The sequence below is a fragment of the Nitrospirota bacterium genome (assembly GCA_037386965.1).
Classification (GTDB): domain Bacteria; phylum Nitrospirota; class Thermodesulfovibrionia; order Thermodesulfovibrionales; family JdFR-86; genus JARRLN01.
The window spans coordinates 1-24,526 of sequence record JARRLN010000035.1 but is presented as its reverse complement, the minus strand read 5'-3'; the positions used below and the strand labels follow the sequence as shown (position 1 = coordinate 24,526).

General features: G+C 63.1%; 30 protein-coding genes. 12 read left to right on the top strand and 18 right to left on the bottom strand.

The features are described from left to right. Nucleotides 1-15: 15 nt before the first annotated feature. From hrcA to P8Y39_06840, 3 genes are all read right to left on the bottom strand, one after another. Nucleotides 16-1,035 carry a heat-inducible transcriptional repressor HrcA gene (gene hrcA, locus P8Y39_06850; protein ID MEJ2192057.1) on the bottom strand — a complete coding sequence of 340 codons (1,020 nt, stop codon included), beginning with the start codon at nt 1,033-1,035 and terminating at the stop codon, nt 16-18. 109 nt (nt 1,036-1,144) lie between these two features. Further along, a complete protein-coding gene (gene speE, locus P8Y39_06845; GenBank protein MEJ2192056.1) occupies nt 1,145-1,987 on the bottom strand; it encodes a polyamine aminopropyltransferase in 843 nt (280 codons plus the stop codon). Between the two features lie 10 nt (nt 1,988-1,997). Further along, nucleotides 1,998-3,164: a type III PLP-dependent enzyme gene (locus P8Y39_06840; GenBank protein ID MEJ2192055.1), complete on the bottom strand. Its 1,167-nt coding sequence runs from the start codon at nt 3,162-3,164 to the stop codon at nt 1,998-2,000. Between the two features lie 235 nt (nt 3,165-3,399). On the opposite strand from P8Y39_06840, the gene hisH reads away from it, so the two are divergent. Beyond that, nucleotides 3,400-4,017, top strand: coding sequence for an imidazole glycerol phosphate synthase subunit HisH (gene hisH / locus P8Y39_06835; GenBank protein ID MEJ2192054.1), 618 nt, complete (start codon nt 3,400-3,402; stop codon nt 4,015-4,017). Between the two features lie 80 nt (nt 4,018-4,097). Here hisH and folK read toward each other — a convergent pair whose 3' ends face one another. Next, entirely contained in the window at nt 4,098-4,574 is a 477-nt protein-coding gene (folK, locus tag P8Y39_06830) for a 2-amino-4-hydroxy-6-hydroxymethyldihydropteridine diphosphokinase (GenBank protein MEJ2192053.1), read from the bottom strand. A gap of 14 nt (nt 4,575-4,588) precedes the next feature. Continuing rightward, entirely contained in the window at nt 4,589-5,746 is a 1,158-nt protein-coding gene (locus tag P8Y39_06825) for an LL-diaminopimelate aminotransferase (GenBank protein MEJ2192052.1), read from the bottom strand. Nucleotides 5,747-6,144: 398 nt separating this feature from the next. On the opposite strand from P8Y39_06825, the gene P8Y39_06820 reads away from it, so the two are divergent. The 4 genes from P8Y39_06820 to P8Y39_06805 are packed head-to-tail and all read left to right on the top strand — an operon-like array spanning nt 6,145 to nt 7,501. Then, entirely contained in the window at nt 6,145-6,444 is a 300-nt protein-coding gene (locus P8Y39_06820; GenBank protein MEJ2192051.1) for a DsrH/TusB family sulfur metabolism protein, read from the top strand. Between the two features lie 13 nt (nt 6,445-6,457). Then, entirely contained in the window at nt 6,458-6,817 is a 360-nt protein-coding gene (locus tag P8Y39_06815) for a DsrE family protein (GenBank protein ID MEJ2192050.1), read from the top strand. Next, entirely contained in the window at nt 6,818-7,228 is a 411-nt protein-coding gene (locus tag P8Y39_06810) for a DsrE family protein (protein ID MEJ2192049.1), read from the top strand. Between the two features lie 21 nt (nt 7,229-7,249). Then, entirely contained in the window at nt 7,250-7,501 is a 252-nt protein-coding gene (locus tag P8Y39_06805) for a sulfurtransferase TusA family protein (GenBank protein ID MEJ2192048.1), read from the top strand. Nucleotides 7,502-7,681: 180 nt separating this feature from the next. Here the strand turns inward: P8Y39_06805 and P8Y39_06800 are convergent, their stop codons facing one another. From P8Y39_06800 to P8Y39_06765, 8 genes are all read right to left on the bottom strand, one after another. Then, complete coding sequence (locus P8Y39_06800; protein MEJ2192047.1) at nt 7,682-7,867, bottom strand: 4Fe-4S binding protein; 186 nt, start codon at nt 7,865-7,867, stop codon at nt 7,682-7,684. Between the two features lie 109 nt (nt 7,868-7,976). Further along, nucleotides 7,977-9,143 carry a polysulfide reductase NrfD gene (gene nrfD, locus P8Y39_06795; protein MEJ2192046.1) on the bottom strand — a complete coding sequence of 389 codons (1,167 nt, stop codon included), beginning with the start codon at nt 9,141-9,143 and terminating at the stop codon, nt 7,977-7,979. A 7-nt stretch (nt 9,144-9,150) separates the two neighbouring features. Beyond that, nucleotides 9,151-9,966 (bottom strand): 4Fe-4S dicluster domain-containing protein, encoded by an 816-nt coding sequence (locus P8Y39_06790; protein MEJ2192045.1) that lies wholly within the window; start codon nt 9,964-9,966, stop codon nt 9,151-9,153. After that, nucleotides 9,966-10,355: a sulfate reduction electron transfer complex DsrMKJOP subunit DsrJ gene (gene dsrJ / locus P8Y39_06785; protein ID MEJ2192044.1), complete on the bottom strand. Its 390-nt coding sequence runs from the start codon at nt 10,353-10,355 to the stop codon at nt 9,966-9,968. Before dsrJ ends, P8Y39_06790 begins: the two co-directional genes overlap by 1 nt. After that, a complete protein-coding gene (locus tag P8Y39_06780; protein ID MEJ2192043.1) occupies nt 10,348-12,030 on the bottom strand; it encodes a (Fe-S)-binding protein in 1,683 nt (560 codons plus the stop codon). Before P8Y39_06780 ends, dsrJ begins: the two co-directional genes overlap by 8 nt. After that, complete coding sequence (dsrM, locus tag P8Y39_06775) at nt 12,030-13,046, bottom strand: sulfate reduction electron transfer complex DsrMKJOP subunit DsrM (protein MEJ2192042.1); 1,017 nt, start codon at nt 13,044-13,046, stop codon at nt 12,030-12,032. The genes P8Y39_06780 and dsrM overlap by 1 nt, the downstream gene beginning before the upstream one ends. Before the next feature lie 16 nt (nt 13,047-13,062). After that, nucleotides 13,063-13,632: an RsbRD N-terminal domain-containing protein gene (locus tag P8Y39_06770; protein MEJ2192041.1), complete on the bottom strand. Its 570-nt coding sequence runs from the start codon at nt 13,630-13,632 to the stop codon at nt 13,063-13,065. Nucleotides 13,633-13,722: 90 nt separating this feature from the next. Next, a complete protein-coding gene (locus tag P8Y39_06765; GenBank protein ID MEJ2192040.1) occupies nt 13,723-14,058 on the bottom strand; it encodes a TusE/DsrC/DsvC family sulfur relay protein in 336 nt (111 codons plus the stop codon). A 153-nt stretch (nt 14,059-14,211) separates the two neighbouring features. Between P8Y39_06765 and tolQ the strand changes: the two genes are divergently transcribed. The 7 genes from tolQ to moaC are packed head-to-tail and all read left to right on the top strand — an operon-like array spanning nt 14,212 to nt 19,345. Beyond that, nucleotides 14,212-14,844, top strand: a complete 633-nt coding sequence (gene tolQ / locus P8Y39_06760; protein ID MEJ2192039.1) for a protein TolQ — start codon at nt 14,212-14,214, stop codon at nt 14,842-14,844. A gap of 23 nt (nt 14,845-14,867) precedes the next feature. Continuing rightward, on the top strand, nt 14,868-15,242 hold the full coding sequence (locus P8Y39_06755; protein ID MEJ2192038.1) for a biopolymer transporter ExbD: 375 nt from the start codon (nt 14,868-14,870) through the stop codon (nt 15,240-15,242). Then, nucleotides 15,239-16,042 carry a cell envelope integrity protein TolA gene (locus P8Y39_06750; GenBank protein ID MEJ2192037.1) on the top strand — a complete coding sequence of 268 codons (804 nt, stop codon included), beginning with the start codon at nt 15,239-15,241 and terminating at the stop codon, nt 16,040-16,042. Before P8Y39_06755 ends, P8Y39_06750 begins: the two co-directional genes overlap by 4 nt. Continuing rightward, complete coding sequence (tolB, locus tag P8Y39_06745) at nt 16,029-17,324, top strand: Tol-Pal system beta propeller repeat protein TolB (GenBank protein MEJ2192036.1); 1,296 nt, start codon at nt 16,029-16,031, stop codon at nt 17,322-17,324. The genes P8Y39_06750 and tolB overlap by 14 nt, the downstream gene beginning before the upstream one ends. A gap of 31 nt (nt 17,325-17,355) precedes the next feature. Then, a complete protein-coding gene (pal, locus tag P8Y39_06740; GenBank protein ID MEJ2192035.1) occupies nt 17,356-17,910 on the top strand; it encodes a peptidoglycan-associated lipoprotein Pal in 555 nt (184 codons plus the stop codon). Nucleotides 17,911-17,924: 14 nt separating this feature from the next. Further along, nucleotides 17,925-18,830 (top strand): tol-pal system protein YbgF, encoded by a 906-nt coding sequence (gene ybgF / locus P8Y39_06735; GenBank protein MEJ2192034.1) that lies wholly within the window; start codon nt 17,925-17,927, stop codon nt 18,828-18,830. A gap of 17 nt (nt 18,831-18,847) precedes the next feature. Further along, nucleotides 18,848-19,345, top strand: coding sequence for a cyclic pyranopterin monophosphate synthase MoaC (gene moaC / locus P8Y39_06730; GenBank protein MEJ2192033.1), 498 nt, complete (start codon nt 18,848-18,850; stop codon nt 19,343-19,345). A gap of 154 nt (nt 19,346-19,499) precedes the next feature. On the opposite strand, the gene P8Y39_06725 is transcribed toward moaC, so the two are convergent. The 5 genes from P8Y39_06725 to P8Y39_06705 form a co-directional block, all read right to left on the bottom strand. Beyond that, nucleotides 19,500-20,930 carry a DUF4388 domain-containing protein gene (locus P8Y39_06725; protein MEJ2192032.1) on the bottom strand — a complete coding sequence of 477 codons (1,431 nt, stop codon included), beginning with the start codon at nt 20,928-20,930 and terminating at the stop codon, nt 19,500-19,502. Next, a complete protein-coding gene (amrA, locus tag P8Y39_06720; GenBank protein MEJ2192031.1) occupies nt 20,927-21,436 on the bottom strand; it encodes an AmmeMemoRadiSam system protein A in 510 nt (169 codons plus the stop codon). Before amrA ends, P8Y39_06725 begins: the two co-directional genes overlap by 4 nt. After that, entirely contained in the window at nt 21,436-22,422 is a 987-nt protein-coding gene (locus tag P8Y39_06715) for a polyprenyl synthetase family protein (GenBank protein ID MEJ2192030.1), read from the bottom strand. The genes amrA and P8Y39_06715 overlap by 1 nt, the downstream gene beginning before the upstream one ends. Before the next feature lie 9 nt (nt 22,423-22,431). Beyond that, nucleotides 22,432-23,490: an S-methyl-5-thioribose-1-phosphate isomerase gene (gene mtnA, locus P8Y39_06710; GenBank protein MEJ2192029.1), complete on the bottom strand. Its 1,059-nt coding sequence runs from the start codon at nt 23,488-23,490 to the stop codon at nt 22,432-22,434. A 264-nt stretch (nt 23,491-23,754) separates the two neighbouring features. Further along, the coding region (locus P8Y39_06705; GenBank protein ID MEJ2192028.1) for a DNA polymerase IV at nt 23,755-24,526 on the bottom strand (772 nt) is incomplete at its 5' end.

Sequence of the window (24,526 nt, the reverse complement as noted above, 5' to 3'; positions counted from 1 at the left end):
TTCGTCTGTCCGGGCTTATTGGGAAATGGTTCCGGATACGAATCTGGCCACCGCCTCCACCATCGCGATGGCCCTCAGGTAATCCATTCGCGTGGGGCCGATGATGCCGACGCTTCCCAGCGGCTTCTCCCCCTGACCGTACTGAGCCGCGATGATGCTCAAGTTGCGCATCCCCTCATCGGGGTTCTCCCTGCCGATGAGGACCCTCACCCTCTCGGGGCTTTCCGTGAAGCTCTCCAGGAGGTCGAGGATTCTCCGCTTGTCCTCGATGGCCTGGGCTATCTCGTTTATCTTGCCGGAGAACTCCGGCAGGCCGATGAACTCCGACATGCCCGAGACGATGACCTCGCCGCAGGGGAAGCTGAGCGCCTCCCGGCACAGGGCCGTCGCCCTGTTGATAAGGATATCACACAATGCCCGCTCCTTCGACATCTGCCTGCGGATGCACGAGCGTATCTCGGCGATGCTCAGGCCCGAGTACTCCGTGTTGACGTAGTCCGATATCCTGTTGAGGTCGCGCTGCGAGAGGCCGAAGTCCGACTCCAGCACCTTGTTGGCGATGAGGCCCTCGTTGGTCAGCAGAACGACGGCCAGCCTGTCGCCCCGGTAGCGGAACATCTGGATGCGGTTGAGCGTCGTCTCCTCGGCCCTCAGGGGGACGGCGAAGCAGAGATAGTGGGAGACCTTGGCAAGGGTCCTGGTTATTTCTCCCAGCAGGGTGTTGACGTCCTCCTGGGCCGAAGAGAACCTGCTCTCCAGGAGTGTCATGAGCTTCCGGGCATCGGCCTGCTCGCCGGGGTCCAGGGCGTCCACGTAGAACCGGTAGCCCTTGTCCGTGGGGACCCGCCCCGCGGACGTATGAGGCTGGCTCAGATAGCCCATGTCCTCCAGGTCGACCATGATGTTTCTGATGGTGGCCGGAGAGAGAGTAAAACCGTGCCTCCTGGTCAGCAGACGAGAGCCCACCGGCGCACCGCTTTCGATGTAGCTCTGGACGATGGCCCGCAAGATGCTGCGGCTTCTCTCGTTTAGCATAATAAAATCACTCCGTTAGCACTCTCCTGCCGGGAGTGCTAAATTACTGTATCACCACCGCCGCCGCCGTGTCAAGCCCCCGGGACGATGCGCCGCCCCGCCCTCCGGGCTACCACGTGACCTCTCCGGCCACCAGCTTTTCCAGAAACCCCCTCGGGAGGAAGGAGTGCGCGTGGAACTCCTCGCTGTAGAAGCGGGTCTCCACGCCCAGGGGGCGCCGCATCTCGCGAGGGGAGTGCTTCTTCGAGGCTATGGGAAAGGCCCACCAGTTGCCCGGATAGGTGGCCAGGGGGGTGGCGTACAGGTCCACCACGGGGAAGGTGCCCCTGAGGGTCCGCTGCACGTCGCCGACCACGTCGGGATGGAGAAGCAGCGACTCCGAATGGGTGACGTACATCCCCTCGCTGCTCAGGGCGCTTTCGACCGCGGTGAAGAACTCCTCGGAGAAAAGCGTCCGGGCAAACCCGATGGGGTCGGTGGAATCCACGATGACCACGTCCACGTCGCCCTTCCTGCCCTTGATGAACTCCGCGCCATCCATGGCTCTGATGTCCACCCGGGGGTCCCCTACCGATGAGGCCACGGTGGGGAAGAACTCCCTGGAGGCCTCGATGACCTGCTCGTCTATCTCCACAAAGTATATCTTCTCCACGCTCCGGTGCTTGCAGACCTCCCGGACGGTCCCCCCGTCGCCCCCGCCGATGACCACGACGGTGCGCGGGTCGGGATGGGCATGCATGGCCACGTGGGTGAGCATCTCGTGGTAGAAGAACTCGTCCCGCTCCGTCAACTGCACGATGCCGTCCAGGATGAGCATCCGTCCGAAGTACGGGTTCTCGAAGACGACGATTTCCTGAAAGGGTGTCTTCGCCTTGTACAGGACCTTCTCCACCTCGTAGGTATACTCCACCGCCACGAAGGGCGCCGTCTCCGTAAACTTGATGGAAGCCATGTCCACCTCCCTAAATCAGTATCGTCCGGGGTATCGAAAAGCCGTTGAACTCCGAGGCGTAACAGACCGTATAGGCCCCCGCCGAAAGGATGAGCACCATGCCCCCCACGCGGGGCTCCGGGAGCCAGACCTCCTTGTCCACGACGTCGAAGCTGTCGCAGCTCGGCCCGGCGAGCACGAAGGGACGGACCGGCTGCCCGGACTTCCCGGAGCTCTCCACGATGTAGCTGTACGTGATTCCCCCCACGCTCTCCATGAGCCCGTTGAAAACCCCTACGTCCAGGGAGACCCAGGTCTCCCCGAGCCTCCCGGCCTTCCCGATGACGGAGGCCACCAAGACCCCGGCATCGCCCACCACGGCCCGCCCGGGCTCTATGAAGACCTCCGTCTCCGGGGGAAAATTCTCCCTGACGGCCTGCTCTATGGTCTTCTCTATCGCCTCCACCCCCACGACGCTCTTGGTGTAGGTGATGGGGTAGCCCCCGCCGATGTTCAGGACGCCGAGGGCGAGACCCTCCCTTTCGGCCCTCTCCCAGAGGGCCCGGGCCTTGTACAGCGCGCCGTTCCAGCTGAACTTGTTCAGGCACTGCGAACCCACGTGAAACGTAATACCCACCGGATTCAGGCCCTTCTCCGCGGCCAGAACGAGAAGGGCCAGGGCCTCGTCCAGCTCCACCCCGAACTTCCTGCTCAAGGGCCAGTCGCTCCCCTCGTTAGGCACCGAAAGCCGCACGTACACGCGCACGCCGGGGGCCAGGGAGGCCATCTTCTGCACCTCCGCCCGGGAGTCGTAGGCATAGAAGCTCACCCCATAGGAGGCCGCCTCCTCGATAAACCGGGGGGACTTGACCGGGTTGCTGGTGATGACCTTCTCCGGAGGCACGCCGATGTCCCTCAGCAGGGCCAGCTCCCCCTCGGAGGCCACCTCGAAACCCATGCCCAGCCCGTGGACAAGGCGCGCCACCTCCGGGTCGGCATTCGCCTTCAGGGCGTAGAAGGCCCGGGAGTTTCCGATGCGGGAGCCGATGAGCCTCACCTTCTCGCGGACCTTCTCCCGGTCCAGCAGGAGCACCGGAGTGCGCGGATTCTCCCGGTCTATGTACTTGAGGGCCTTGAAAAGGGTCCCCTTGGAGACGATATCCGAATGGACCTTCTCTACCCTGAACGTGCGCGTCATTGCCCTTCGCTCCCTTGCCCGCCCCTCCTCCTGCTAAAGACGTACTACCGGGAGCATGATATAGTTCACGTATCAATGCCCCGAAAGTGCATGGAGTATAAATTATTTTCACGGCTTCAATGCGAAGATAAAAACTAACTGGTTAGTAGATTATAAAACAAGACCGCCGGGTCGCACAAAGGAGGCCCTTTCCGGGTGGCCGGGCCCTCGGCCTCCCGTGCTATTATAGGGATGCATGATAGCCATCATCGATTACGGCATGGGAAACCTCAGGAGCGTGCAAAAGGGGTTCGAGCACGTGGGCGTGCAGGTGCGCGTGGTCTCCGACGCCCGGTCCGTCCAGGACGCCGCGGGCATCGTTCTCCCCGGGGTGGGGGCATTCCCCGACTGCATGCGGAACCTCGATGAGCTGGGGCTCATCGCGCCCATCCTCCGGAGCATCCAAAATGGCAAGCCCTACCTGGGCATCTGCCTCGGCCTCCAGGTGCTGTTTACCGAATCCAAGGAGTTCGGCAGGAGCCGGGGGCTGGACGTCTTCAAGGGCTCCGTGCCCCGCTTCCCCCGGAGCGGGCTGAAAATCCCCCACATGGGCTGGAACCAGATAGACATCAAGCAGCGGCCTCCCATACTCGCGGACATCCCCGACCGGAGCTTTTTCTACTTCGTCCATTCCTACTACGTGGCCCCGGAGGACCCCGGCATCGTGGCCGCCACCACGGACTACGGCATTTCCTTCACCTCGATGGTCTGGAAGGACAACGTGGTGGCCACCCAGTTTCATCCCGAAAAGAGCCAGAAACTGGGCCTTCAGGTCCTCAAGGGCTTCGGGGACTTCGTCCGCAGTCACCAGTGAGTCACCAGTGACAAGTCACTAGTGACCTTTCCGGTCGCCAGCGAGCCACCCGTGACCGCCTCTGTCGCCGGTGCCCCCCCTCAAGAACCCTTTTCGGACAACGAGTCCCTGAGCTCCCGCACGGTCTTCCCCAGGACGGGGTGCACCGCGTCGGGGGCTATCTCGGCCAGGGGGGCCAGGACGAACTCCCTTTCGTGTATGAGGGGATGGGGGATTTTGAGGTCGGGCTCATCCAAAACGAGGCCGTCGTAAAGGAGGATGTCCAGGTCTATCACCCTGGGGCCCCAGCGCCCGGCCTCCCGGCGTCCCGGACGGCCCATCTCCCGTTCGATGCCCTTCAGGAGCCCGAGAAGCTCCCGCGGGCCCCGCTCCGTCTCGGCCTCCACGGCCATGTTCAGGAAGGGGGGCTGGTCCTTTCTGCCCCATGGGGCGGTCTCGTGGACCGTGGAGGCCTTGAGGACCCGCACGCCCCGGGCGGCCAGAAGCTCCACGGCCCGCCCCAGATTGGCATCCCTCGCCCCCAGGTTCGACCCTATCCCGATATAGACCCGGGCCATGGACGCAGGGCGGGTCAGAGCCGCCCGATGCGGCGGGCCGCTTCCCTCATCCGCTCCGCAGGGACGGTGAGGGCGAAACGGACGTACCCCTCCCCGGCGACGCCGAAACCGCTGCCCGGCGTGACCAGCACGCCGGCCCGCTCGAGGAGATGGGCGGCGTACTCCGAGGAGTCGAACCCCCCGGGCACCTTCGCCCAGACGTAGAACGTGGCCTCCGGCTTTGCGGCATGAATCCCCGCCTCCCCCAGGCCCTCAAGAAGGACGTCCCGGCGCTCCTGGTACATGGAGCGGATGCCTTCCAGCACGCCCTCTTCCGTCTCCAGGGCGGTGACGGCGGCCTCCTGCACGGCCTGGAAGACGCCCGAATCGAGGTTCGACTTTATCTTTCTGAGCCCCGCGACGACCTCCCTGTTGCCCACCGCGCACCCGATGCGCCAGCCCGTCATGTTATAGGTCTTCGACAGGGAGTGAAGCTCCACGCCCACGTCCTTGGCGCCGGGGGCCTGAAGGAAACTGGGCGGCCTCCTGCCGTCGAAGTATATCTCGGAGTACGCCGCGTCGTGGCAGACGATGATGTCGTACTTTTTGGCGACGCGGACGGCCCGCTCGAAGAAATCCCCTCCGGCCGTGGCCGCGGTGGGGTTGTTGGGGTAGTTGAGCCACATGAGCTTTGCCCGTTTCAGCACCTCGGCGGGCACGGCATCGAGGTCCGGCAGGAAGCCCCTCTCCGCGGTCAGGGGCATGAAGTAGCTCTCCCCACCGGCCAGGAGCGTGCCGATGGAGTAGACCGGATAGCCCGGGCTCGGGACGAGCACCATGTCGCCGGGGTCCACGAAGGCAAAGGGCATGTGGCCCACGCCGTCCTTGGAGCCGATGAGGGAGAGGACCTCACCTTCCGGGTCCGGGGAGACGCCGAAGCGCCTTTCGTACCAGGCGGCCACGGCCTTCCGGAAGCGGAGCATCCCCTGGGTGCTGGGATAGCGGTGGTTCTCGGGGTTGTCCAGGGCCCTTTTCATGGCCTCCACGATATGCCCCGGCGTGGGGGTGTCGGGGTCTCCCACGCTGAGGTCGATGAGGTCCACGCCCCTTCCGAGCGCCTCCTGCTTCAGCTCGTCGATGCGTGCGAACAGATACGGCGGAAGGTTCCTGACCCTCCCGGCAAGCGCTGCCATGAATCTCCTCCTGGCTTGGGGGGGTGGACGTCCAGCTTCCGCTTCCCTCCCCGGAGCCCCCGAACGGGGGCAGCGATATTATTTCAAATCGAGGCGGAAATTACAACAAGCGCCGGGCGCGGCCCGGAGCGACCAGGCGCGGCCCGGAGCGACCGGCCAACGGGCCGGAACGACTGAACATCGAAACGCCTTGCTCAAGTAATAGCTCGGTTTGGCGTGCAAAAAAGGGCACTGGTGCCCCCCTGGGCCGGCCGCCCGGAGCCGTCTGGAGGCCCGGAGGAAAAGGCTTTCTCCGGGGTTTCCGGACCCCCATATTCTCATTGACAAAGCATTATAGTTACTGGTATAACAGTGAACTTCCACATTTTTAACCATTTCACAGAACTCGGGAGGTGACCATGAAACTGGGGGTATTTGTGAGTGATTACACTTTGCCCTGGGATACGCTCGACCGTATCCAGGCTGACACGCTCGGGCTTATCCTCGTGCAAAACGGCATCTACCACGCCGTCAGCAGGCAGGGGATGCAGCCCTCGCCCCTGCTCGGCAAGACCGACCAGGTCTATGTCCTTTCCGAGGACGTAGAGACCAGGGGCATCGACGCCTCTTCCCTGGACGCCAAGGCCAAAGTCGTTACGTACAGTGACGTCGTGGACATCATCATGAACGATTTCGAGAAAATCGCCTGGATGGGATAGAAGGAGGCAATGGATGGCAAACTTGACTATAGGGTGTTTCCCCGGGCTCGTTGGCTCCATGACCTACGACTTCGCTCTCAAGCTGGCGGAGGCGGCCGTGGACAAGGGCCATACGGTGAGCATCTGGTTTTCCGGCAACGCCACCGGCTCCGTGAAGGCCAACCAGAAGCACCTGAAGGACTACTCCACCGGAGAGACGCATCTCAAGCGGCTCCTGGAGAAGGGCGTGGAAATCTGCACCTGCGAGGCCTGCACCGTGGCGCGCGGGGTACAGAAACCCGACGGCATCGAGGGCGTTCAGTGGAACGCCATGCACTGGTATCTGGCCAAGATACACGGCGCGGACCGGGTCCTTCAGATAGGGGGTGAATAAATGGGTGATGTGAAAGTGACGTTCCTCGTGCAGAGGCCCCAGTACAAGGGGGAGACCTCCAGGCTGGCGATTACCCACGCCATAGCCTATCAGACGGTGGAAATCCTCCTGGACGACGGCGACACGGTGACCCCCGACCTCTGCTTCGTCGGCGAAGGGGTCCTGGGTCTGGAGAAAGGCCAGAAGGCCATGGACCTCTACGGCATCACCAGCACCGAATCGCATATGAAGAACGCCATGCTCGTGGACCTGAACATCCTCGTCTGCAAGGAGGACCTGCAGAAATACGGCATTTCGGAGGACAGTCTCCCGGACGCCGAGGAAATGGGGGCGGAGGTGAAGATCAATGTGGTGCCCTTCTCCGATATCCAGAAATCCCTGGAGAGCGCGCGCCACGTGCTTTTCTTCTAAATAAACCAAGGAGGTACTGTCATGGGTGAGCTGAGCGAAAAACAGGCCGACCAGACCCTGGATGTCCTGGGGAGGGTCTGCCCCTATCCTCTGGTCCTTTCGAAGAAGGCCATCGAGAAGATGTCCAGCGGCCAGGTCCTGAAGGTCATCTGCGACGCCCCCGCCTCCGCCGAGGACTCCATTCCCCGGTGGGCGGAGAAGCAGGGCTACAAGTTCGAGGCCAAGAAGCTCGAGGACAAGGGGTACTGGGAGCTCTACGTCCAGAAGTCCTGAACGGCGGAAAAAGGGAAAAGAAAAGGGGATGCGGCAGCCGCATCCCCTTTTCTTTTCCCGGCGCTTCTCTCCGAAGCCCGGTGGGCGGCAGACGCCCCAGCACTCCCCGCAGCCCAGGCCGTCCGCGCACAACAAGAAGGCCCCCCGCGGGAGGCCCTTTGTCCGTTTCGGAAGGAGAGGCTACATCTCGTTGATGGTGATGGCCTCGGAGGGGCAGACACCCAGGCAGCTCTCGCAGAAAACGCACTCGCCGCTCTGGCTGGGGTCGCTCTTGCCCTCCGCCATCTGAAACACCTCATTGGGGCAGATGCTCACGCACTCCTCGCAGCCCTCGCACTTCTCAGCATCCACAGTAACCATGTACATCGAAAACCACACCTCCTTTAGGCAACAGAATTTCCTTCCCTTCTCGCGACGGCGCCCTTCCGCCCGCGCGGACGGAAGAGCGCCTCGTGCGCGTGGTGCCGAAACCCCGTCAGTGCGTCCCTGGCGAGGTGAGCGCCCTTATGGAGATGGCCACCTTGTAAAGGACCGTCAGAACAAGGAAGCCCGCGCCCCAGACACCGATGGTCACCATAATCTCGATGGCCGTGGGATGGTAGTTCAGGACGTGCTCCAGGGGGTTGGGAACGAACCCGCCGATGACCAGGCCCACGCCCTTGTCAATGAACAGCGATACGAACAGCAGGGCACAGGCCACGGCCAGCCGACCGTAGTTCTCCCGGTTCTTCGGGAAAAGGAGCATCAGGATGGCGATAAAGCCCACCGCCAGAGAGGTCCACATCACGTAGACCAGGTTGCCCATCCCCTCCAGGCCCATATACAGGTATACGAACGTTTCCTTGTGGCTGGGGACGCTGGAGTAGAAAGCCGTGAACACCTCCATCAGGAGGAAAAAGAAGTTGACCAGGCCCGCGTACAGGACGATGGTCGCCAGCTTGGAGATGGCCTTCTTCCCGGCGTCAAACTCCGTGTACCGCCGCACGAGGAGGGCCAGGAGAATCAAAAGGGCCGGCCCCGCGGAGAAAGCGGACGCCAGAAACCGGGGGGCCATGATGGCGGTCAGCCAGAAATGCCTCGCCGGAAGGCCCGCGTACAGGAAAGCCGTCACCGTGTGTATGCTCACCGCCCAGGGGATGGACACGTAGATGAAGGGCTTTATCCACTTGGGCGGCGGGACGTCCTTCTTCTCGGCCTGCAGGACCACCCATCCACACAGGAGGTTCAGCCCCAGGTACCCGCTCAATACGACCATGTCCCAAAACATGACGGAGTGCAGCGTCGGGTACTTGAGGATGTTCAGGACGCGGGCGGGCTTGCCCATGTCGACCATGATGAAAAGGATGCACATGGTGACCGCGCTTATGGCCAGGAACTCGCCCAGGATGACGATCTTGCCGAACTCCTTGTAGTTATGCAGGTAGTACGGCAGGACGACCATCACGGCCGAGGCCGCCACACCCACCAGGAAGGTGAACTGGGCGATGTACACGCCCCAGGAGATGTCCCTGCTCATGCCGGTGGCGCCCAGTCCGTACATGTATTGCTTGATGTAGGCCACGGTCCCCACCAGTGTCAGGCCGATGAGGAAAAGGACCAGAGCCCAGTACTTCTTGCTTCCGTAGAGTGCTTTTTCTAGCATATCCCCCTCACACGATGTAGAAGACTGACGGTTGGGTTCCCAGTTGAGGCTTGCGCTGGATGGTCTTCGTCGCCTTCAGAGTCCTCCGGATCTGCGATTCCGGGTCCTTCAGGTTCCCGAAGACCAGACGGCCCTCGGAGGCCTTCACGCAGCGGGGCATCTGTTTCTCGGGCAGTTCCTCGCCCGGACCGGGCGCCTCCCCCAGCGCGATGACCTCGGCGCAGAAGGTGCATTTCTCCACCACGCCCCGCTCCCTGGTGGGAAAGTCGGGGTTGAGCTCCCCCGGGATGAAGGGGCGCGGGTCGCGCCAGTTGAAGCTCCGGGCCCCGTACGGGCAGGCGGCCATGCAGAAACGGCACCCGATGCACCGGTGCCAGTCCATCATGGTGATGCCGTTGCTCGTGTCCTTGAACGTTGCCTGCGTCGGACAGACCCGCACACAGGGCGGGTTGGCGCAATGGTTGCAGAGGGCGAAGTACCGCTGCTCCTCCATCTTCTCGGACACGAACTGATGGCTCGCCGACGGAAACACGTTCTCGAAACGGTCGGACCATATCCACTTTATCTCATCCTTGAGGCTATTGAACCTGGGGACGTTGTGATATTTGTGGCACGCCTCCTCGCAACGCCGGAAGTCCTCCTCCGTGCGGAACGCCGCCACGTCGACGACCATGCCCCACCGGATGGTGCCCGTCAGGGGAGCCGCCTGGTGAATGGCCTCGGCCTTCCTGTCCGAGACAAGCCCCTCCACGATGCCTGCCGCACCCAGGGCGGCCACCGTTCCGCCCAAACCTTTCAGAAAATCTCTCCTGTTTATGCCCATTATGACGTCTCCTCCGGTTCCTTGGGAGCTACATGGCATGACCAGCAGTACGGTTTAACTCCGGCGTAGGTGTGGCACCTGTCGCAGAACTTCTTCTTGGTCTTGTGGCAGTCCATGCACGTGCCAACCAGGCTTTTCCGGTACGTCTTGCCAAAGGCCTTGCTGGTGTACTCCCACTGGTCCAGGCGGACCACCTCATATCTCCAGTCGTCCAGAAGCTTCATGTGGTTGGCCTTCATGAAATCCGTCTTCTCCACGCACTTCTTCTCGACCTTGGGCAGCTCGAGCTTCTCCATGGGCTTGAACTTCCCTGCGTTGAGCCAGAAGGGAGAGGTCATCAGGCCCAGAAAGACGAGCACTCCCACAAAGACCTTGTTGGTGTCATACATTGGTGCCACCTCCCTCCTGCTCCGCCTCGACCCCTACCGCTTCCTCCTCCTCTTCGACTCCGGGCAGGGGCTCCATCCTCATGTCCTGGGTCCGCTTCTTCTCGCCCTCCATGACCAGGGCGTTTCCGACCAGCTCGTGCAGGCCGCTCACCTCGATGTCGGGGTTCCAGTACTGCATGAGCGAGGTCAGGGTGGCCCGGTCGATGGCGCAAACACAGGACATCAGGTTCACCCCGTACTTGTCGGCCACATACCGGGCGGCGTTTGCCCGGGGCAGCCCGCCCTTCATCCGCGTCTCCATGAACTCGTCGGTGTTCAGGCCGGTGCCGGACCCGCAGCAGAAGGTCTGCTCCTTGGTGGTGTTGTCGGGCATCTCGTAGAATTTGTTGACCACGTTCTTCAGAACGTAGCGCGGCTCCTCCAGAAGCCCCATCCCCCTGGACGTGTTGCACGAGTCGTGCCAGGTGACGGTCCAGTTGTCGTTGCGGGAGGGGTCGAGCTTGAGCTTGTTGTTCTTGATGAGGTCGGCGGTGAACTCCGCCACGTGGACCATCTTCGTGGCCCTGGCGTTGTCAAAGACCGTCCCGGTTATGGGCGAGCGGGGAACCTCCAGGAAGTCCGCCGGCCCGTTCATGGTGTCCATGTACTGGTGGACAACCCGCCACATGTGGCCGCACTCCCCGCCCAGGATCCACTTCACACCCAGGCGCTTGGCCTCGTGGTACATCTTGGCGTTGAGTTTCTTCATCATCTCGTTGGAGGTAAACAGGCCGAAGTTCCCTCCCTCCGAGGCATAGGTGCTCATAGTGTAGTCCAGCCCGATGTGATGGAACAGAAGCAGGTAGCCCATCATGGTGTAGATGCCCGGCATCGCGAAGGCGTCGGCCGAGGGCGTAATGAACAGCACCTCCGCTCCCTTGCGGTTGAAGGGCACCTCGATGCGGACGCCGGTGACCTCCTCGATGTCGTCGCAGAGGCTCTCCACGCTGGAGACGAAGGCGTGGGGCTGAAGCCCCAGGTGGTTGCCCGTGCGGTTGCAGTTGGCCGCCGGCTCCAGAATCCAGTTGATGTTCAACCCCACCAGGTGCATGAGCTCCCGGGCCATCATCGTCACCTCGGCGGTGTCGATGCCGTAGGGACAGAAGGCCGAGCACCGGCGGCACTCGGTGCACTGGTGGAAGTACATGAACCATTCCTTCAGCACGTCGGTGGTGAGCTTCCTGCCGCCCGCGATGCGCCCGAGGATCTTGCCCGCGGTCTTGAACTCCCCGCGGTACACGCTCCTGACGAGCTCCGCCCGGAGGACCGGCATGTTCTTGGGGTCCCCGGAGCCCAGGAAGAAATGGCACTTGTCCGCGCAGGCCCCGCACCGCACGCAGATGTCCATGAAGAGCTTGAAAGAGCGGAACCTCCGGAGCCTGTCGCGGAAGCCCTCCAGGATGGTCTGCTCCCAGCCCTCCGGCAGCTTCCAGTCCTCCTCGGCGGGGGACCAGTCCCGGGGGTTGGGGAAGCCGTGGTACTCCACGATCTTTTTCTTCCCCGCGTAGCAGAAATTGCCCGGATGGAACTCCACGGGCATATCCATCCACTTTTTCTTGGGCGCGTCCCCCTTCAAGACGTTCGGCGTCTTGACGAGGTTGTCGACTAATTCCTGTGGTTTCGGTACCTTCGCCATTACTCTTCTTCCTCTTCGTCTTTTTCCACTGGGAGCCCGACCATCTTCATGAACTTCCGGAAATCGTCCTCGTACTCCTCATAAGTATGGAACTTCACGTCGGGGTTCCAGGGGTTTATATGCCTTTTCACCCTGCTGTTGTTCGACAGGTTCCTCGTGGGGCTCATCCACACCCCGCCCATGTGCATCAGCTTGCTGAAGGGGAAGTACACGAGGAGCGCACTGACGAGCAAGAGATGGATGTAGAAGATGGAGCCGATGCCTTCCGGAATGTTGGGGTGGAAGGTGAAGAGTCCGTTGACCAGGCTCTTGACCCCAACGATGTTGACCTTCGTGACGTAGCGCATCAGGACCCCGCTGCCGGCGATGCCCAGGATGAGAAAGAGCGGAAAGTAGTCCGCCGCGAGGGAGAAGGTCTTCAACTGGGGAATCGCCACCCTCCTCAGGAACAGATAGGTCACGGCCAACAGGATGACGGCGTCGGTGATGTAGAAGTCGGGAAGGGTGAGCTGCAGGAACCCGTCGGCTCCGGCCAGGGCGTTGACGAAAGCCGGCACCGGCTCCACGAACAGCCGGAAATGACGGACCACGATGAAAAGGAGCGACCAGTGGAAGGCCAGCCCGGCCATCCAGAGCCACTTGCTCGAACCGTAGACCAGCCGCGGCCCCTCCTCCCTCAGGTCGGCCTTGGTGTTCTTGAACAGGGAGCGGAACAGGAATATCTCCAAGAACATCCGGCCAATGACGCCCAGGGTGCCGGAGGGGTTGTCCAGCTTGTTCCGCTTTATCCAGGGGAGCGACTTCTGCTGGCCGCTCGTGGTGGGGATGCGGAACGGCACGGGAGAGCGCGCCCAGTCAAAGATCTTGTAGACGAAACCGCCCAGGAACACCGCCACCGCAGCGTACGGGATGATGACGCCAAGGAGAACGCTCCCCGCCATCCCCCCGGCAAGCTCGATGACGTATGCCGCGACCACCAGGGCGATTACCACAAAGAGTGAGAACAACATACCCATTCGTTCTTACCTCGCTTTACGCGTTGCGTTCACGCCACTGCGCGCGGCCCTCTTCCACGACCTCGGCCACGCCAAAGTCTTTCGCCTTCCTCACGAGCATGTAAAGGTTCCGCTTCAGCTCGTCCTGCTTGACCTGGGAGATGTCCTCCCGGCACTCCGCGTAGATGTCGAAGCACAGCAGAGCCATCTCCCGCACCGCGGCCCTCAGGGCGGACAGCACGGCCCCTCCGGCCTCTTCGGCAGCACCTCCCAGGACCTCCGCCACCGCGTCCTCAAGAAGGAAAACAAAGGAAACGGCCTCGGAGGGGGAGAAGTTCTGCACCGCGCGAATCCTGACCAGGGGCTGGAGGCAGGACCGCAGCTCGGCGCTCTCGGCGCCGTTGATAAGGCAGTCCAGAGAGCCGCCCGTCGTCTGGGCGATGGCGTGTCCCACGGGGTTGTCGAAACGGTCCTTCTTGCGCACAAGGAAAGATGCGGTATCGGCGGGGTATGTGCCGGCAATGCGCTGGTACCAGGCCTCGCCGATGGACTCTTTCTTGGCTGTCAGGAATTCCTTGAACTCCAAAAGGCTCTGCTCCCCCCTCACGTGATGCCCCGATTTACCCGGTCGGAAGATAAAAAGATGAGGAGTCGGCGGGCCCGAAGGCAGAGGGGCCCGCCGGCTCCGGATTCCTTCTTATACGCAGCCCGTGGGCTTCGGAAGGCCCGCGTACCGGCAGGCCTGCTTCGCCGGGCCGCCGGGGTAGAGCTGGTAAAGGTACTTGGTGTTGCCCTTCTCGGGGCCCATGACCTTGCCGATTTCCTTGACCAGGATCTTGATCATCGGTGCAATCTGGTACTTCTGGTAATAATCCCTCAGGAAGTTGATCACTTCCCAGTGGGCGTCGGTCAGGTCGATGCTGTCCTCCTTGGCAAGCTCGACGGCAAGATCCTCGCTCCAATCGTCAAGGTTGGCAAGGTAGCCGTCGTCGTCCAGCTCGATCTGCTTCCCTTGAAACTCCATCGTTGACATAAGTCTTCCTCCTTCTGGGTCGGTAATGTCATAAGCTGCGCCTATTATATTAGTTTTAGCCTCGGAAAACAAGGCAGGCGCCCGCGCCTCCTTCCACATAATAGTATACGCACGTTGACATTTTTTCTCTCCGTCTATTAAAGTGAAGTTCATATGGAAAGCGGCGCTCTGGACCTTATGCTCACGGCAGGCCCCGTCGTCAAAGGGGTGCTTCTCGTCCTTCTGTTTTTCTCGGTCATGTCATGGGCCATCATCCTCAAGAAACACTTGCAGCTCAGGCGGGCGGAACAGGAGAACGCCCTGTTCCTGCGCGCCTTCGACAGCGCGCGGAATCCCAAGGGCCTTTTTTCCATCTCGAAGAAATATCTCCAGAGCCCCATCGCCAACGTCTTCCGGGCCACCTTCGCAGAGGCGGGCCGCAGGGATGCGCAGGAGACGCGCCGCGTCCTGAAAAGGTACGAGGCCTCCGAGGGCGTGCATCTGGAACGCTACCTGGGGTTTCTGGCCACCACGGGAAGCTCCACCCCCTTCATCGGGCTGTTCGGCACGGTCTGGGGCATCATGGACTCCTTCATGGGCATCGGCTCCCAGGGAGCGGCCTCCCTGGCCGTCGTGGCACCCGGCATCGCCGAGGCCCTCATCGCCACGGCCATGGGCCTGGTGGCGGCAATTCCCGCGGTCATCGCCTACAACTACTATCTCAGCCGCGCACGGCACATCATCATCGAGATGGAGGACTTCTCCGAGGAGATCCTTGACCTGATGGCCGAGGTGCAGAGGGCGTGAAAATCCAGAGAGACCGCTCCGTGATGTCCGAGATAAACGTCACCCCCCTAGTGGACGTCATGCTCGTCCTGCTGGTCATCTTCATGGTCACCGCGCCGCTTCTGCAGCAGGGCATCGACGTCAACCTCCCCCACGCCAAGGGCAAGAACCTGCCCACGGAGGAGCGGGTCACCCTCGTCGTACGGAAGGACAAGACCGTCTTTCTGAACGACCGCTCTTTTTCCCTGCCGGAGCTGCGCGCGAAGCTCGAGGCCATCAGCGCCCGGAACCCCAACGTCTTTCTCAAGGCCGACCGTGACGTGCCCTATGGTTTTGTCGTGGAAGTCATCGGAGAGGTGAAAGGAGCGGGTATCGAAAAGCTCGGCATGATTACCGAGCCGAAGCTTGACCTCAAATGACGGAACCCGGCCTGCAGCGGGTGGTGGCTCTGTCGTTTCTCCTGCATATCGTGTTCTTCACGCTTGCCGTCCTGCTCGTCGAGCGGACCTCCTCTCTGGCTCCCCACGTCTATACCGTAAGCCTGGTAACCCCGGAGAAGGCCCCGCGGCCTGCGCCGCACCGGGCCGCGGAGCCGGAGAGGTCGCCCCGGAAAGAACCTCCGCCCCGGCCGGAGAAGCCCCCGCCGGAGAGCGTGAAGAAACAGCCCCCGGCCGCGCCCGAGGCGGCCTCCGCACAGGAGAAGAAACGCCTCATGCAGGAGAAGGCCGAGCGGCTGGCCGCCCTCAAGGAAAAGCACTACGCCGAGGAGCGCGTGCAGGACCTCCGCTCCATCAAGGAGGCCGAGAAGCTCAAGGCCGAAAGGCTCCAGGCCCTCACCGAGAAGCTCAGCCGGGACAAGGAGAAGAGGGAGCGCCTTCGGTCCCTGGCCAGCGCCAAGGGGGCCATGGCCGAGGACTCCCTGAGCCAGGCGCAACGCTCCTCGCTCCTGGATGCCTACACCGCCCGGATACAAGAGAGGATTAACGAGCTCTGGGTCTATCCCGACATCAAGGACCTGATGAGCCTGTCGGCCGAGATATTCGTGACCGTCTCCCCCACGGGGAAGATAAAGATAAACGGTTTCGAGAAGGCCTCGGGCAACCGTCTCTTCGACGGCTCCGCCCTGAGGGCCATCGAGAAGGCCGGCTCCGTGGAGCCGCCTCCCATGGGAAAGGAAATGCAGATCATGCTGAGGTTTTATCCACGTGAGAACAGTTAGGACCATAAAAGGAACGATACGCGCCGGAGCGAAGAGATGGCTCTGGGGAATACTCCTTGTGGCGGGGGTGCTCTGTGCCGCGCAGGACGCAGGGGCCCTCGTCTATATCGACATCTCCCGCCCCCCGAGGAAGCTCCCCCTGGCCCTTCAGCCTTTTACGGGCTCCCATGGGCGGGAGATTTCGGGCATCGTCCTGGACGACCTCACCTTCAGCGGCCTGTTCGAGCCCCTGGACCCCGAGGCCTTCCTCGAAGGCCCGGGGGAGGCCTTCCGCAGGAGCGACTGGACGGGCATCGGCGCCGAGCTGGTGGTCAAAGGGAGCGTTACGGCCGGCGAGCAGCTTCAGGTCGCCGTGGCAGTCTATGACGTCTTCGAGGGAAGGGCCGTGATGCAGAAGCAGTACCGGGCTGACGCCTCCCTCCTGCGCCCCCTGGCCCACGAGATTTCGAACGACATCTATGAGACGGTCACCGGCCATCAGGGCGTCTTCCGCACCAAGGTGGCCTACGTGGTGCATGGGAAGAGTTCCCGGCGGCTCTTCGTGGCGGACTGGGACGGCAAGAGGAAAAGGGACCTCAAGGTGGGGGGCCGCCTGCTTTTGGCCCCCCACTGGTCGCCTGCGGGGGATGCGCTCGTCTACTCCGCCGAGCGGGGCCGGAAGTGGGGAATCCATCTTCTGGACCTCAGGCGGATGAAGGAAAGCCTCGTGTTCTCCTCCGGCGGAACGGACATCGCCGGAGACTTCTTCCCCGACGGGAAGTCCTTCACCTTCTCGTCCTCCCGGGAGGGCACCCCCGACCTGTACCGCTACGACCTCAGCCGGAGAAAGCTCACCCGCATTACCTCGGGCCCGGGAATCGAGGTCTCTCCCACCGTCTCGCCCCGGGGCGACAGAGTGGCCTTCGTCTCCGACAGGGGCGGCACGCCTCAGATTTACTCTATTGACCCGTTCGGGTATAATAGAGTGCGTTTGACCTTTGAGGGCAACTACAACACGTCGCCTTCCTGGTCCCCCGGCGGGGACACGGTGGCGTTTTCGGGAAGATATGAGGGGAGGAACCATATCTTCATCGTCCGCACAGACGGCTCCGGCCTCAGGCGCCTCACCGACGCCGGCAACAACGAAGAGCCCTCGTTCTCTCCAGATGGCAGGTTCATAGTGTTTACGTCGGACAGGGATGGCTACAAGAGCATCTACGTCATGCGCTCCGACGGCGGAGGGCAGATGAGAATATCGCCCCCGGGGCTCAAGGCGTCCTCGCCCCGGTGGTCTCCAAAATGATAATGCCCGTAGAGGCGAAAGGAGGAAGGCAATGAAGAAAGTTTTTTGGGTTCTGCTTCTGGGACTCCTCGTCCTGGGGTGCTCGCAGAAAAGGGTGGCAACCGACATGGGTACCGAAGAAGGCACGCCCCCCGAGAGCCAGGAAAAGACCGTAGCCGGAGAGATGCAGGGACAGGAGACAATCCCCGACGAAGGCGTCAGCTCCGAGGAAGTGGCCCCCGAGACAACCCCCGCCGCCCAGGCCGCCGTCACCTTCGAGGACATTCATTTCGCTTTTGACAGCTATGCCATACGGCCCGATGCACGGCCCATGCTCGATAACCTTTCGCACTGGCTCTCAGGCAACGGCGACGCCCGCGTCCTCATCGAAGGACACTGCGACGAGCGCGGCACCAACGAGTACAACCTGGCCCTGGGCGACCGGCGCGCCGCCTCCGTGAAGGAATACCTTGTCGCCAGCGGCGTTTCCGCCAAGAAGATAGAGACCATCAGCTACGGCGAGGAAAAGCCCCTCTGCGAGGAAGCGGCCGAGAACTGCTGGTCCCGCAACAGAAGGGCGCACTTCGTTATCGGAGCCACCCGGTGAGAACCCTGCCGGTCATGATGTTTCTCCCCCTCGTGGGGGTGCTCCTCCTTGCCGGATGCGCCCGGCTTCCGGAAATGCAGGTGGACATCAACGACCTGAAGCAGGACTCCTACCGCATGAAGAAGGACGTGGCGGCGCTCCAGAGCTCCATGGACGCCCTGAAGCGCGACATGGCCGCGTTCAAGGCGCAGGCCGGCTCCCTCCCGGCGGAGGAGACGGTGACGGCGCTCCGGGAGAGCCAGGCCGACCTGTACGCGAAAGTCTCCGACCTTCTGAGGGAAGTCCAGGCCCTCAACGGCCGGTTCGACGAGAACAAACACGTCGTCGACAAGAAGCTCGACCAGCTTGCCGGGGAGATGCAGCTCGTCAAGACGCGGCTGGACAGCGGGGGCACCGCCGCCGACGCCGAGGCGATGACCGAGATGCGCTCCCGGCTGGAGAGAGTGGAGGCGGACCTCGTCTTCATCAAGGGCAAGCTGGCCGCCCTTCGGGGCGCGGGCCGCGAGGATGGCCTCGGCAACACCCCCGCGGCCGCGCCGTCGCCCAAGGACTTCTATAACGAAGCTTACGCGTCCTTCCAGGCCCACCGATACACGGAAGCGCGCGAGAAGATGCAGGCTTTTCTCGAGAAATTCCCCCAGCACGCCTGGGCCGGCAACGCCCAGTTCTGGATAGGCGAGACCTTCTACGCACAGGGCAAGTACGACGAGGCCATCCTGGCCTACGAGGAAGTCCTGGAAAAATACGCCGACAGCCCCAAGGTGCCCGCCGCCATGCTCAAGCAGGCCTACGCCTTCCTGAAACTGCCCGGGGACAAGAACGTCAAGGCCGCCAAGGGGGTCCTCAGGTCCCTCATCGAGAAGTACCCCAAGGACAAGACGGCCGAGGCGGCCGCACGCAAGCTGAAGGAACTGGACTGAGGCCCACGGAGCGAGGGATGGCCAGGCTCACCCACCTTGACGAAAGGGGCAAGGCCCGGATGGTGGACGTCTCGGGGAAGCCTCCGGTGCGCCGCCGGGCCCGGGCCACGGGCTCGGTACGCATGAAGAAGGAGACCCTCGCCCTCGTCATCGAAGGCGGGATACCCAAAGGTGACGTCCTGGCCGTCGCACGCGTGGCGGGCATCATGGCCGCCAAGAAGACTCCGGAGCTCATCCCCCTCTGCCACCCCCTCCCCCTTTCCTCAATCGAGGTGGACCTGCGCCCCGACACGAAGAAAAACCGCATAGACATTTCCGCCTCCGTCTCCACGGTGGCCCAGACGGGCGTGGAGATGGAGGCCCTGGTGGCCGTCTCCGCCGCCGCCCTCGCCGTCTATGACATGTGCAAGGCCGTGGACAAGGAGATGACCATAACAGATATCGCCCTCAAGGAGAAGTCCAAGGGGGCCCCGGGCGCGGCCCGGAGCGACCGGCCAACGGGCCGGAACGACTGAACATCGAAACGCCTTGCTCAAGTAATAGCTCGGTTTAGCGTGTAAAGAAGGGCACTGGTGCCCCCGGTCAACGGGCCGGAACGACTGGACATTGAAACGGTTTGCTTGAAGGGACCGGTTCAATGTGTGATAAAAAGGGCACTGGCGCCCCCATTTAGGGGACGCGGCCCGGGATTTGCGAGAGTCCCTTCTGTGCCTTCTGGTTGGAAGGGTCGAGGGCAAGGGCCCGCTCGAACTGCTCCTGCGCCTCCCGGAGCTTCTTTCCCCGGAGATAGATCAGGCCGAGGTTGGCATAGTGGCCGGCGTTGTCCGGCTCAAGCTCCTGGGCCGCGAGCATGGCCCGGGCCGCCTCCGGAAGGCGCCCCGCAAGGCGGCTCAGGGCCAAGGCGTAGTGGGTCCAGCAGTCCACACAGTCCGGGGCGGCCTCGACGGCCACTTTCAGGCAATCGGCGGCGTCCCCGAAACGGCCCTGCTTGATGCGCTCCTTCCCGTCCCTGAGCATCTCCCGCGTCAGGCCGTCCTGCCCTCTGGCCGGCTGCGCCCGGCCGGGGCTCACGCCCCGGGCCTGGCCGCTCATCTGCTCCTTCAGAACCTGGTACGACCGGGTGATGGCCTGGAAGATGTCGTTGGTCTTCTCCCTGATGGTCTCGTCCACCGAGCTGCCGTGGCGGTCGGGATGGAACTCCTTGGAGAGATTGTAGTACTGCCTGTTGAGGTCGTCGAGGCCGGCGTCCTCCTCGAGCGAGAGGAGCTGGTGGTGGCTCAGGGAGCCCAGGGCGGCATGGATGCTGGTGACGCGCTCCACGAACTCGTCCCTTTCGTCATCCAGGGGCTTCAGGATGTCCTCCACCGTGAAGGCCACGGGCTCGTTGTGGGAGGAGTCGGTGACCATGCCGATGGAGCACAGGACGTACAGGGTCTTCAGGGCCTCGAAGTTATTGATGCCGGCCGCCTCCACGATATCCGATATGGTGCGCCTGCCGTCCACCAGGGAGAGGATGCGCTGGCCCTCGTCCGAAAGGCTCACCTTCTGAAAGAGGCTCAGGGGGTCGGGGCTGTAGACGAAGACGGTGTCCGCAGGCGGCATCTCCGCCTTTATCCGCGTCCAGTCCTCGATGCGCTTGACCCCTTCGTAGATGATCTTGGCCATGCTCAGGTCCAGCGTGATAAGCTCCGCCGGCACGTTCCCCTCGGAGAACTCGTACACGCCGTCCCGGAGCTGAAAGAGGCTGTAGATGATCTCCTGCACCTGAAACTTCACGCCCCAGAAAAGGTCCTGGGGGCTGAGCGTCCCCTGCTCCACCAGGACGGAGCCCAGGCGCTTTCCGCTCTCGAGCATCTCGGTCACCGCCCGGTCGTACTGGGCCACGGTTATCTTGCCGGCCTTCACCAGCATCTCGCCCAGGCGGTCGTCCTCGTAGGTGGAGGAGGCGAAAACGGCGTTGCCCTTCTTCAGGTAGATGGCCTTCTTCGTCCCCTGCGACGTGATGGACACCGTGCCGGTGACCCGGTGCCTGTTGAGAAAGATGAGCATCCTGGGAAGGCTGTAGTTCCTGAGATAGCCTCTTTCGGGGAAATCGCTCATCGGTACCGCTCTACCTCGAACCTCTCGATCGTCATGCCCTCCTCCCCCGGGTCGATGCCCGCCTTGGTCATGGCTATCTCGAGCTGCTTCTCCACCGTATCCACCCCTTCGATGTCCGGCAGGAGGACCCCCCGGCGTCCTCCCTTCGAAACGATGACGCCGTAGCGCCGGGTGTCCAGGTGCCAGGCGCTCTGTACAATCTCCGGGGTGGACAGGACGTCCACCGTAAATTCAAGCTCCCGGAGCTCGGCCTCGCCCACGGGGAAAAAACGCGGGTCCTCCGCGACGGCGGCCACGGCGTTTCTGATGGTCTCCTGGGCGGCGTTCTCGGTCATGGGAGCCATCGTGCCGATACAGCCCCGGAGATGCCCCGCCGTCTTCACGCAGACAAAGACGGCCGCCTTCCGTCCCAGGACCCCATCGGGGTCCGCCGGCGCTTCGAGCACGCGCCCATGTCTCACGTATTCCTCCGCCGCACGCTTCGCCAGCTCCACGATGGGGTGCACTACTTTTCTCTCTGAAGAGCGTACTCCGCTATCTCGAACATCTCGTCCCGGGCCGTGGATGGAGGAAAGACCAGAAGCTCCGCCTTGGCCTCCTCCACGAGAGCCCTTGCCTTGCCCATGGACTCCGTGAGGGCGTCGTAGCGCGTGAAAAGCTCCATGACGCGCCGGAGGCCCTCCTCCGTCAGGTCCCCTTCCACGATGTCGTTTATTTCCACTCTCTCGGCCTCGGTGACGGCACGGAGAAGGCAGATGAGCGGCAGCGTTATCTTCCCCTCGTCCAGGTCCTTCCCGAGCCTCTTGCCCAGGTCGTCCTCGTGGGCCATGTAATCCAGGACGTCGTCTGCCATCTGGAAGGCCGTGCCCGCCCGGAGCCCGTATGCCGCCAGGGCCTCTTCCTTCCGGGGCGTGAGCCCCGCCAGGATGCCCGCGGAGCGGCAGGCCGCCGAGATGAGCACGCCGGTCTTGGCCTTTATGATCTCCAGGTAGTCCTCCTCGGTGAGGGTGGTGTCGCTTACCTTCTCAAGCTGGAGGAGCTCGCCCTGGGTCATGCGCGTGGTGGCCTCCGAGAGGGTCTCCATGATGCGCTGTTTCCTCAGCAAAACGGCCTCCCTGAGGGCGTTGGAGTACAGGTAGTCTCCCACCAGGACGACCACCTGGTTGCCCCAGAGGGAATGCGCGGTGGGCCTGCCCCTTCTGAGCTCCGCCTGGTCCACCACGTCGTCATGCAGGAGCGAGGCCGTATGAATCGCCTCGATGATGGCCGCCAGGGTGATGTGCTCGTCCCCGCCGTAGCCGGCCAGGCGCGCGCCGGAGAGGAGAAACAGGGGGCGCAGCCTCTTTCCGCCGCTTTGCACCAGGTGTTTCCCGATGGCCGGGATGAAGAGCACCTGGCTCTGGAAAAGGCCCATCAGCGCCTCCTCGACCCGCCCGAGGTCACGGGCGCTGGCGGCGAAGATTTTCTTCATGTCCAGTATCTGGTCTTTCACCTTTCGCGCCTAAAGCCTGACTTTCTCCAGGTCGGCCCGCTCCTCGGCCAGGAGGGCAAGGTCCCGGGGCCTGAACGCTCCCTTCTCGGTGAAAAAGGCCGTCACGTACCGGGCGGGCGTGACGTCAAAGGCCATGTTCCTGACGAGCACGCCCTCCGGGGCGATGCAGTACTCCCCGCAGACGTGGGTCACCTCGCGCCCCGAGCGCTCCTCTATGGGAATCTCGTCGCCCGTGGCCATGGAGAAATCGATGCTGCTCAAGGGGGCCGCGACATAAAAGGGGATGCCGTGCTCCCTGGCCAGCACGGCCACGGAGTAAGTGCCTATCTTATTGGCGACGTCGCCGTTTCGGGCGGTGCGGTCCGTGCCCACGATGACCAGGTCTATCTCGCCCCGCTTCATGAGGGCGCCGGCCGAGTTGTCCGTGATGAGGGTGACGGGGATGCCCGCCTGCATGAGCTCCCAGGCCGTCAGGCGGGCGCCCTGCAAAAGTGGCCTCGTCTCGTCGGCGAAGACGGAGATGCGCTTGCCCTCTTCGGCGGCCACCAGCATGGGCGCCGTGGCGGTGCCGTACCCGCCGGTGGCCAAGGAGCCTGCGTTACAGTGCGTGAGGACCCGGGCGCCGTCGGGAATGAACCGCGCCCCCCACCTGCCGATGGCCCGGTTCACCGCGACGTCCTCTTCAAGGACCCTTTCGGCCTCTTCGACGAGGGCCTCCTTCAGCGCGGCCACGGGCTCGCCCCGGCGGGCGGCCAGGAGCCGCCGCGCCCTCTGCACGGCCCAGCGGATATTGACGGCGGTGGGCCGGGTGGCCAGAAGCTCCTCGAAGACATCCTCCAGCTGCCTCGCGAATTCCTCGGGCGAGGAGGCCTCTATCTCCAGTGCCCCGAGGGCTATGCCCATGGCCGCGGCAATGCCGATGGCCGGGGCGCCCCGGATGTTCATCTCGCGGATGCTCCGGCAGACCTTCCGGTAATCGTCGCAGGCCAGGTAGGCGACCTCATGGGGGAGCTTCACCTGGTCGAGGATCATCGCCTTGCCGTCTTCCCAGTATATGGTCCGGACCATCTCCCTCCTCTGGGCCCAACGGTTTATCGGGCGAACGCTCTCCGGGAGCCCACCGGGCCGCAAGCGCTCTCCGGGACGCCCGCTCCGAAGGAAAGGGACATGCGGGGGAAGGCCCCTTGAGGTTCCGTCGTGTGCTTATCGCCGAGGACATTCGCCATGTCGCCAAGCGCCCGGTATCCGTATTATAACAGAACTTGGTTTCCTGTCCTCCGGGGCTCGCAAGGGCCGGGAACAACCTCCCCGGGCCATCCGAAAGCCGCCGTCTCAGGCCTCTTCGAGCCTGCTCACCCGGACCCCGAGCAGCCGGACCGGACGGCCGGCCAGGTCGAACCGCCCCAGGCACTGAAAGGCCGCCCGCCTGAGGGCCTCCACGCCCCGGACGGGCTCCGGCAGGGTAAGGGACCGCGTCTGTGTCTTGAAATTACCAAACCGCACCTTGACCGTCACCGTGCAGCCTTTGACGCCTTCCTCCCTCATGTCCTCGGCCACCTCGCGGCAGAGAGCCGCCAGGTGCCGGGCAATGCCCTGCCACTGGAGGATGTCCCTCTCGAAGGTCTCCTCCCTGCTCATGGATTTGCGCTTCCACTCCGTCACCAGGGGGCTTTCGTCGATGCCCCGGGAGGCCCGGTGAAGATAGCGCCCGTAGGACTCCCCGAAATGCTCCACGAGAAACTCGAGGGGCGCCGCCCGGATCTCCCCCACAGTCCGGATGCCCAGCTTCCCGAGGTGCCCTTCGCTCTTCGGACCCACGCCCCAGAGCTTCCGCACCGGCAGCGGGTCCAGGACCCTGCCTACCTCGCCGGGACGGATGACGGTGAGGCCGTCGGGCTTCCGCATGTCGGAGGCAAGCTTGGCCAGGAGCTTGTTCGGGGCGATGCCGATGGAGCAGGTGAGGCCCGTGGCCCGGTTTATACTGTCTTTGATTTCACGGGCTATCTCCTCCGCAGAGCCGGGGTTTTCGGAGATGTCCAGGAAGGCCTCGTCTATGCCCACGTCCTCCATGGCCGAGCCCCGCTCTTTCAGGATGTCCTTGATA

Bases quoted from the DNA above. Each gene is read 5' to 3' on its own strand.
- P8Y39_06815 (MEJ2192050.1), top strand. From the start codon at position 6,458: ATGGCAAACTTGACTATAGGGTGTTTCCCCGGGCTCGTTGGCTCCATG.
- dsrM (MEJ2192042.1), bottom strand. From the start codon at position 13,046: ATGGGTATGTTGTTCTCACTCTTTGTGGTAATCGCCCTGGTGGTCGCG.
- P8Y39_06825 (MEJ2192052.1), bottom strand. From the start codon at position 5,746: ATGGCAGCGCTTGCCGGGAGGGTCAGGAACCTTCCGCCGTATCTGTTC.
- folK (MEJ2192053.1), bottom strand. From the start codon at position 4,574: ATGGCCCGGGTCTATATCGGGATAGGGTCGAACCTGGGGGCGAGGGAT.
- P8Y39_06820 (MEJ2192051.1), top strand. From the start codon at position 6,145: ATGAAACTGGGGGTATTTGTGAGTGATTACACTTTGCCCTGGGATACG.
- P8Y39_06790 (MEJ2192045.1), bottom strand. From the start codon at position 9,966: ATGGGCATAAACAGGAGAGATTTTCTGAAAGGTTTGGGCGGAACGGTG.
- P8Y39_06755 (MEJ2192038.1), top strand. From the start codon at position 14,868: ATGTCCGAGATAAACGTCACCCCCCTAGTGGACGTCATGCTCGTCCTG.
- P8Y39_06750 (MEJ2192037.1), top strand. From the start codon at position 15,239: ATGACGGAACCCGGCCTGCAGCGGGTGGTGGCTCTGTCGTTTCTCCTG.
- P8Y39_06765 (MEJ2192040.1), bottom strand. From the start codon at position 14,058: ATGTCAACGATGGAGTTTCAAGGGAAGCAGATCGAGCTGGACGACGAC.
- tolQ (MEJ2192039.1), top strand. From the start codon at position 14,212: ATGGAAAGCGGCGCTCTGGACCTTATGCTCACGGCAGGCCCCGTCGTC.
- P8Y39_06805 (MEJ2192048.1), top strand. From the start codon at position 7,250: ATGGGTGAGCTGAGCGAAAAACAGGCCGACCAGACCCTGGATGTCCTG.
- P8Y39_06800 (MEJ2192047.1), bottom strand. From the start codon at position 7,867: ATGTACATGGTTACTGTGGATGCTGAGAAGTGCGAGGGCTGCGAGGAG.
- nrfD (MEJ2192046.1), bottom strand. From the start codon at position 9,143: ATGCTAGAAAAAGCACTCTACGGAAGCAAGAAGTACTGGGCTCTGGTC.
- P8Y39_06725 (MEJ2192032.1), bottom strand. From the start codon at position 20,930: ATGAGCGATTTCCCCGAAAGAGGCTATCTCAGGAACTACAGCCTTCCC.
- moaC (MEJ2192033.1), top strand. From the start codon at position 18,848: ATGGCCAGGCTCACCCACCTTGACGAAAGGGGCAAGGCCCGGATGGTG.
- speE (MEJ2192056.1), bottom strand. From the start codon at position 1,987: ATGGCTTCCATCAAGTTTACGGAGACGGCGCCCTTCGTGGCGGTGGAG.
- P8Y39_06780 (MEJ2192043.1), bottom strand. From the start codon at position 12,030: ATGGCGAAGGTACCGAAACCACAGGAATTAGTCGACAACCTCGTCAAG.
- ybgF (MEJ2192034.1), top strand. From the start codon at position 17,925: ATGATGTTTCTCCCCCTCGTGGGGGTGCTCCTCCTTGCCGGATGCGCC.
- dsrJ (MEJ2192044.1), bottom strand. From the start codon at position 10,355: ATGTATGACACCAACAAGGTCTTTGTGGGAGTGCTCGTCTTTCTGGGC.
- P8Y39_06840 (MEJ2192055.1), bottom strand. From the start codon at position 3,164: ATGACGCGCACGTTCAGGGTAGAGAAGGTCCATTCGGATATCGTCTCC.
- P8Y39_06810 (MEJ2192049.1), top strand. From the start codon at position 6,818: ATGGGTGATGTGAAAGTGACGTTCCTCGTGCAGAGGCCCCAGTACAAG.
- hrcA (MEJ2192057.1), bottom strand. From the start codon at position 1,035: ATGCTAAACGAGAGAAGCCGCAGCATCTTGCGGGCCATCGTCCAGAGC.
- hisH (MEJ2192054.1), top strand. From the start codon at position 3,400: ATGATAGCCATCATCGATTACGGCATGGGAAACCTCAGGAGCGTGCAA.
- mtnA (MEJ2192029.1), bottom strand. From the start codon at position 23,490: ATGGTCCGGACCATATACTGGGAAGACGGCAAGGCGATGATCCTCGAC.
- pal (MEJ2192035.1), top strand. From the start codon at position 17,356: ATGAAGAAAGTTTTTTGGGTTCTGCTTCTGGGACTCCTCGTCCTGGGG.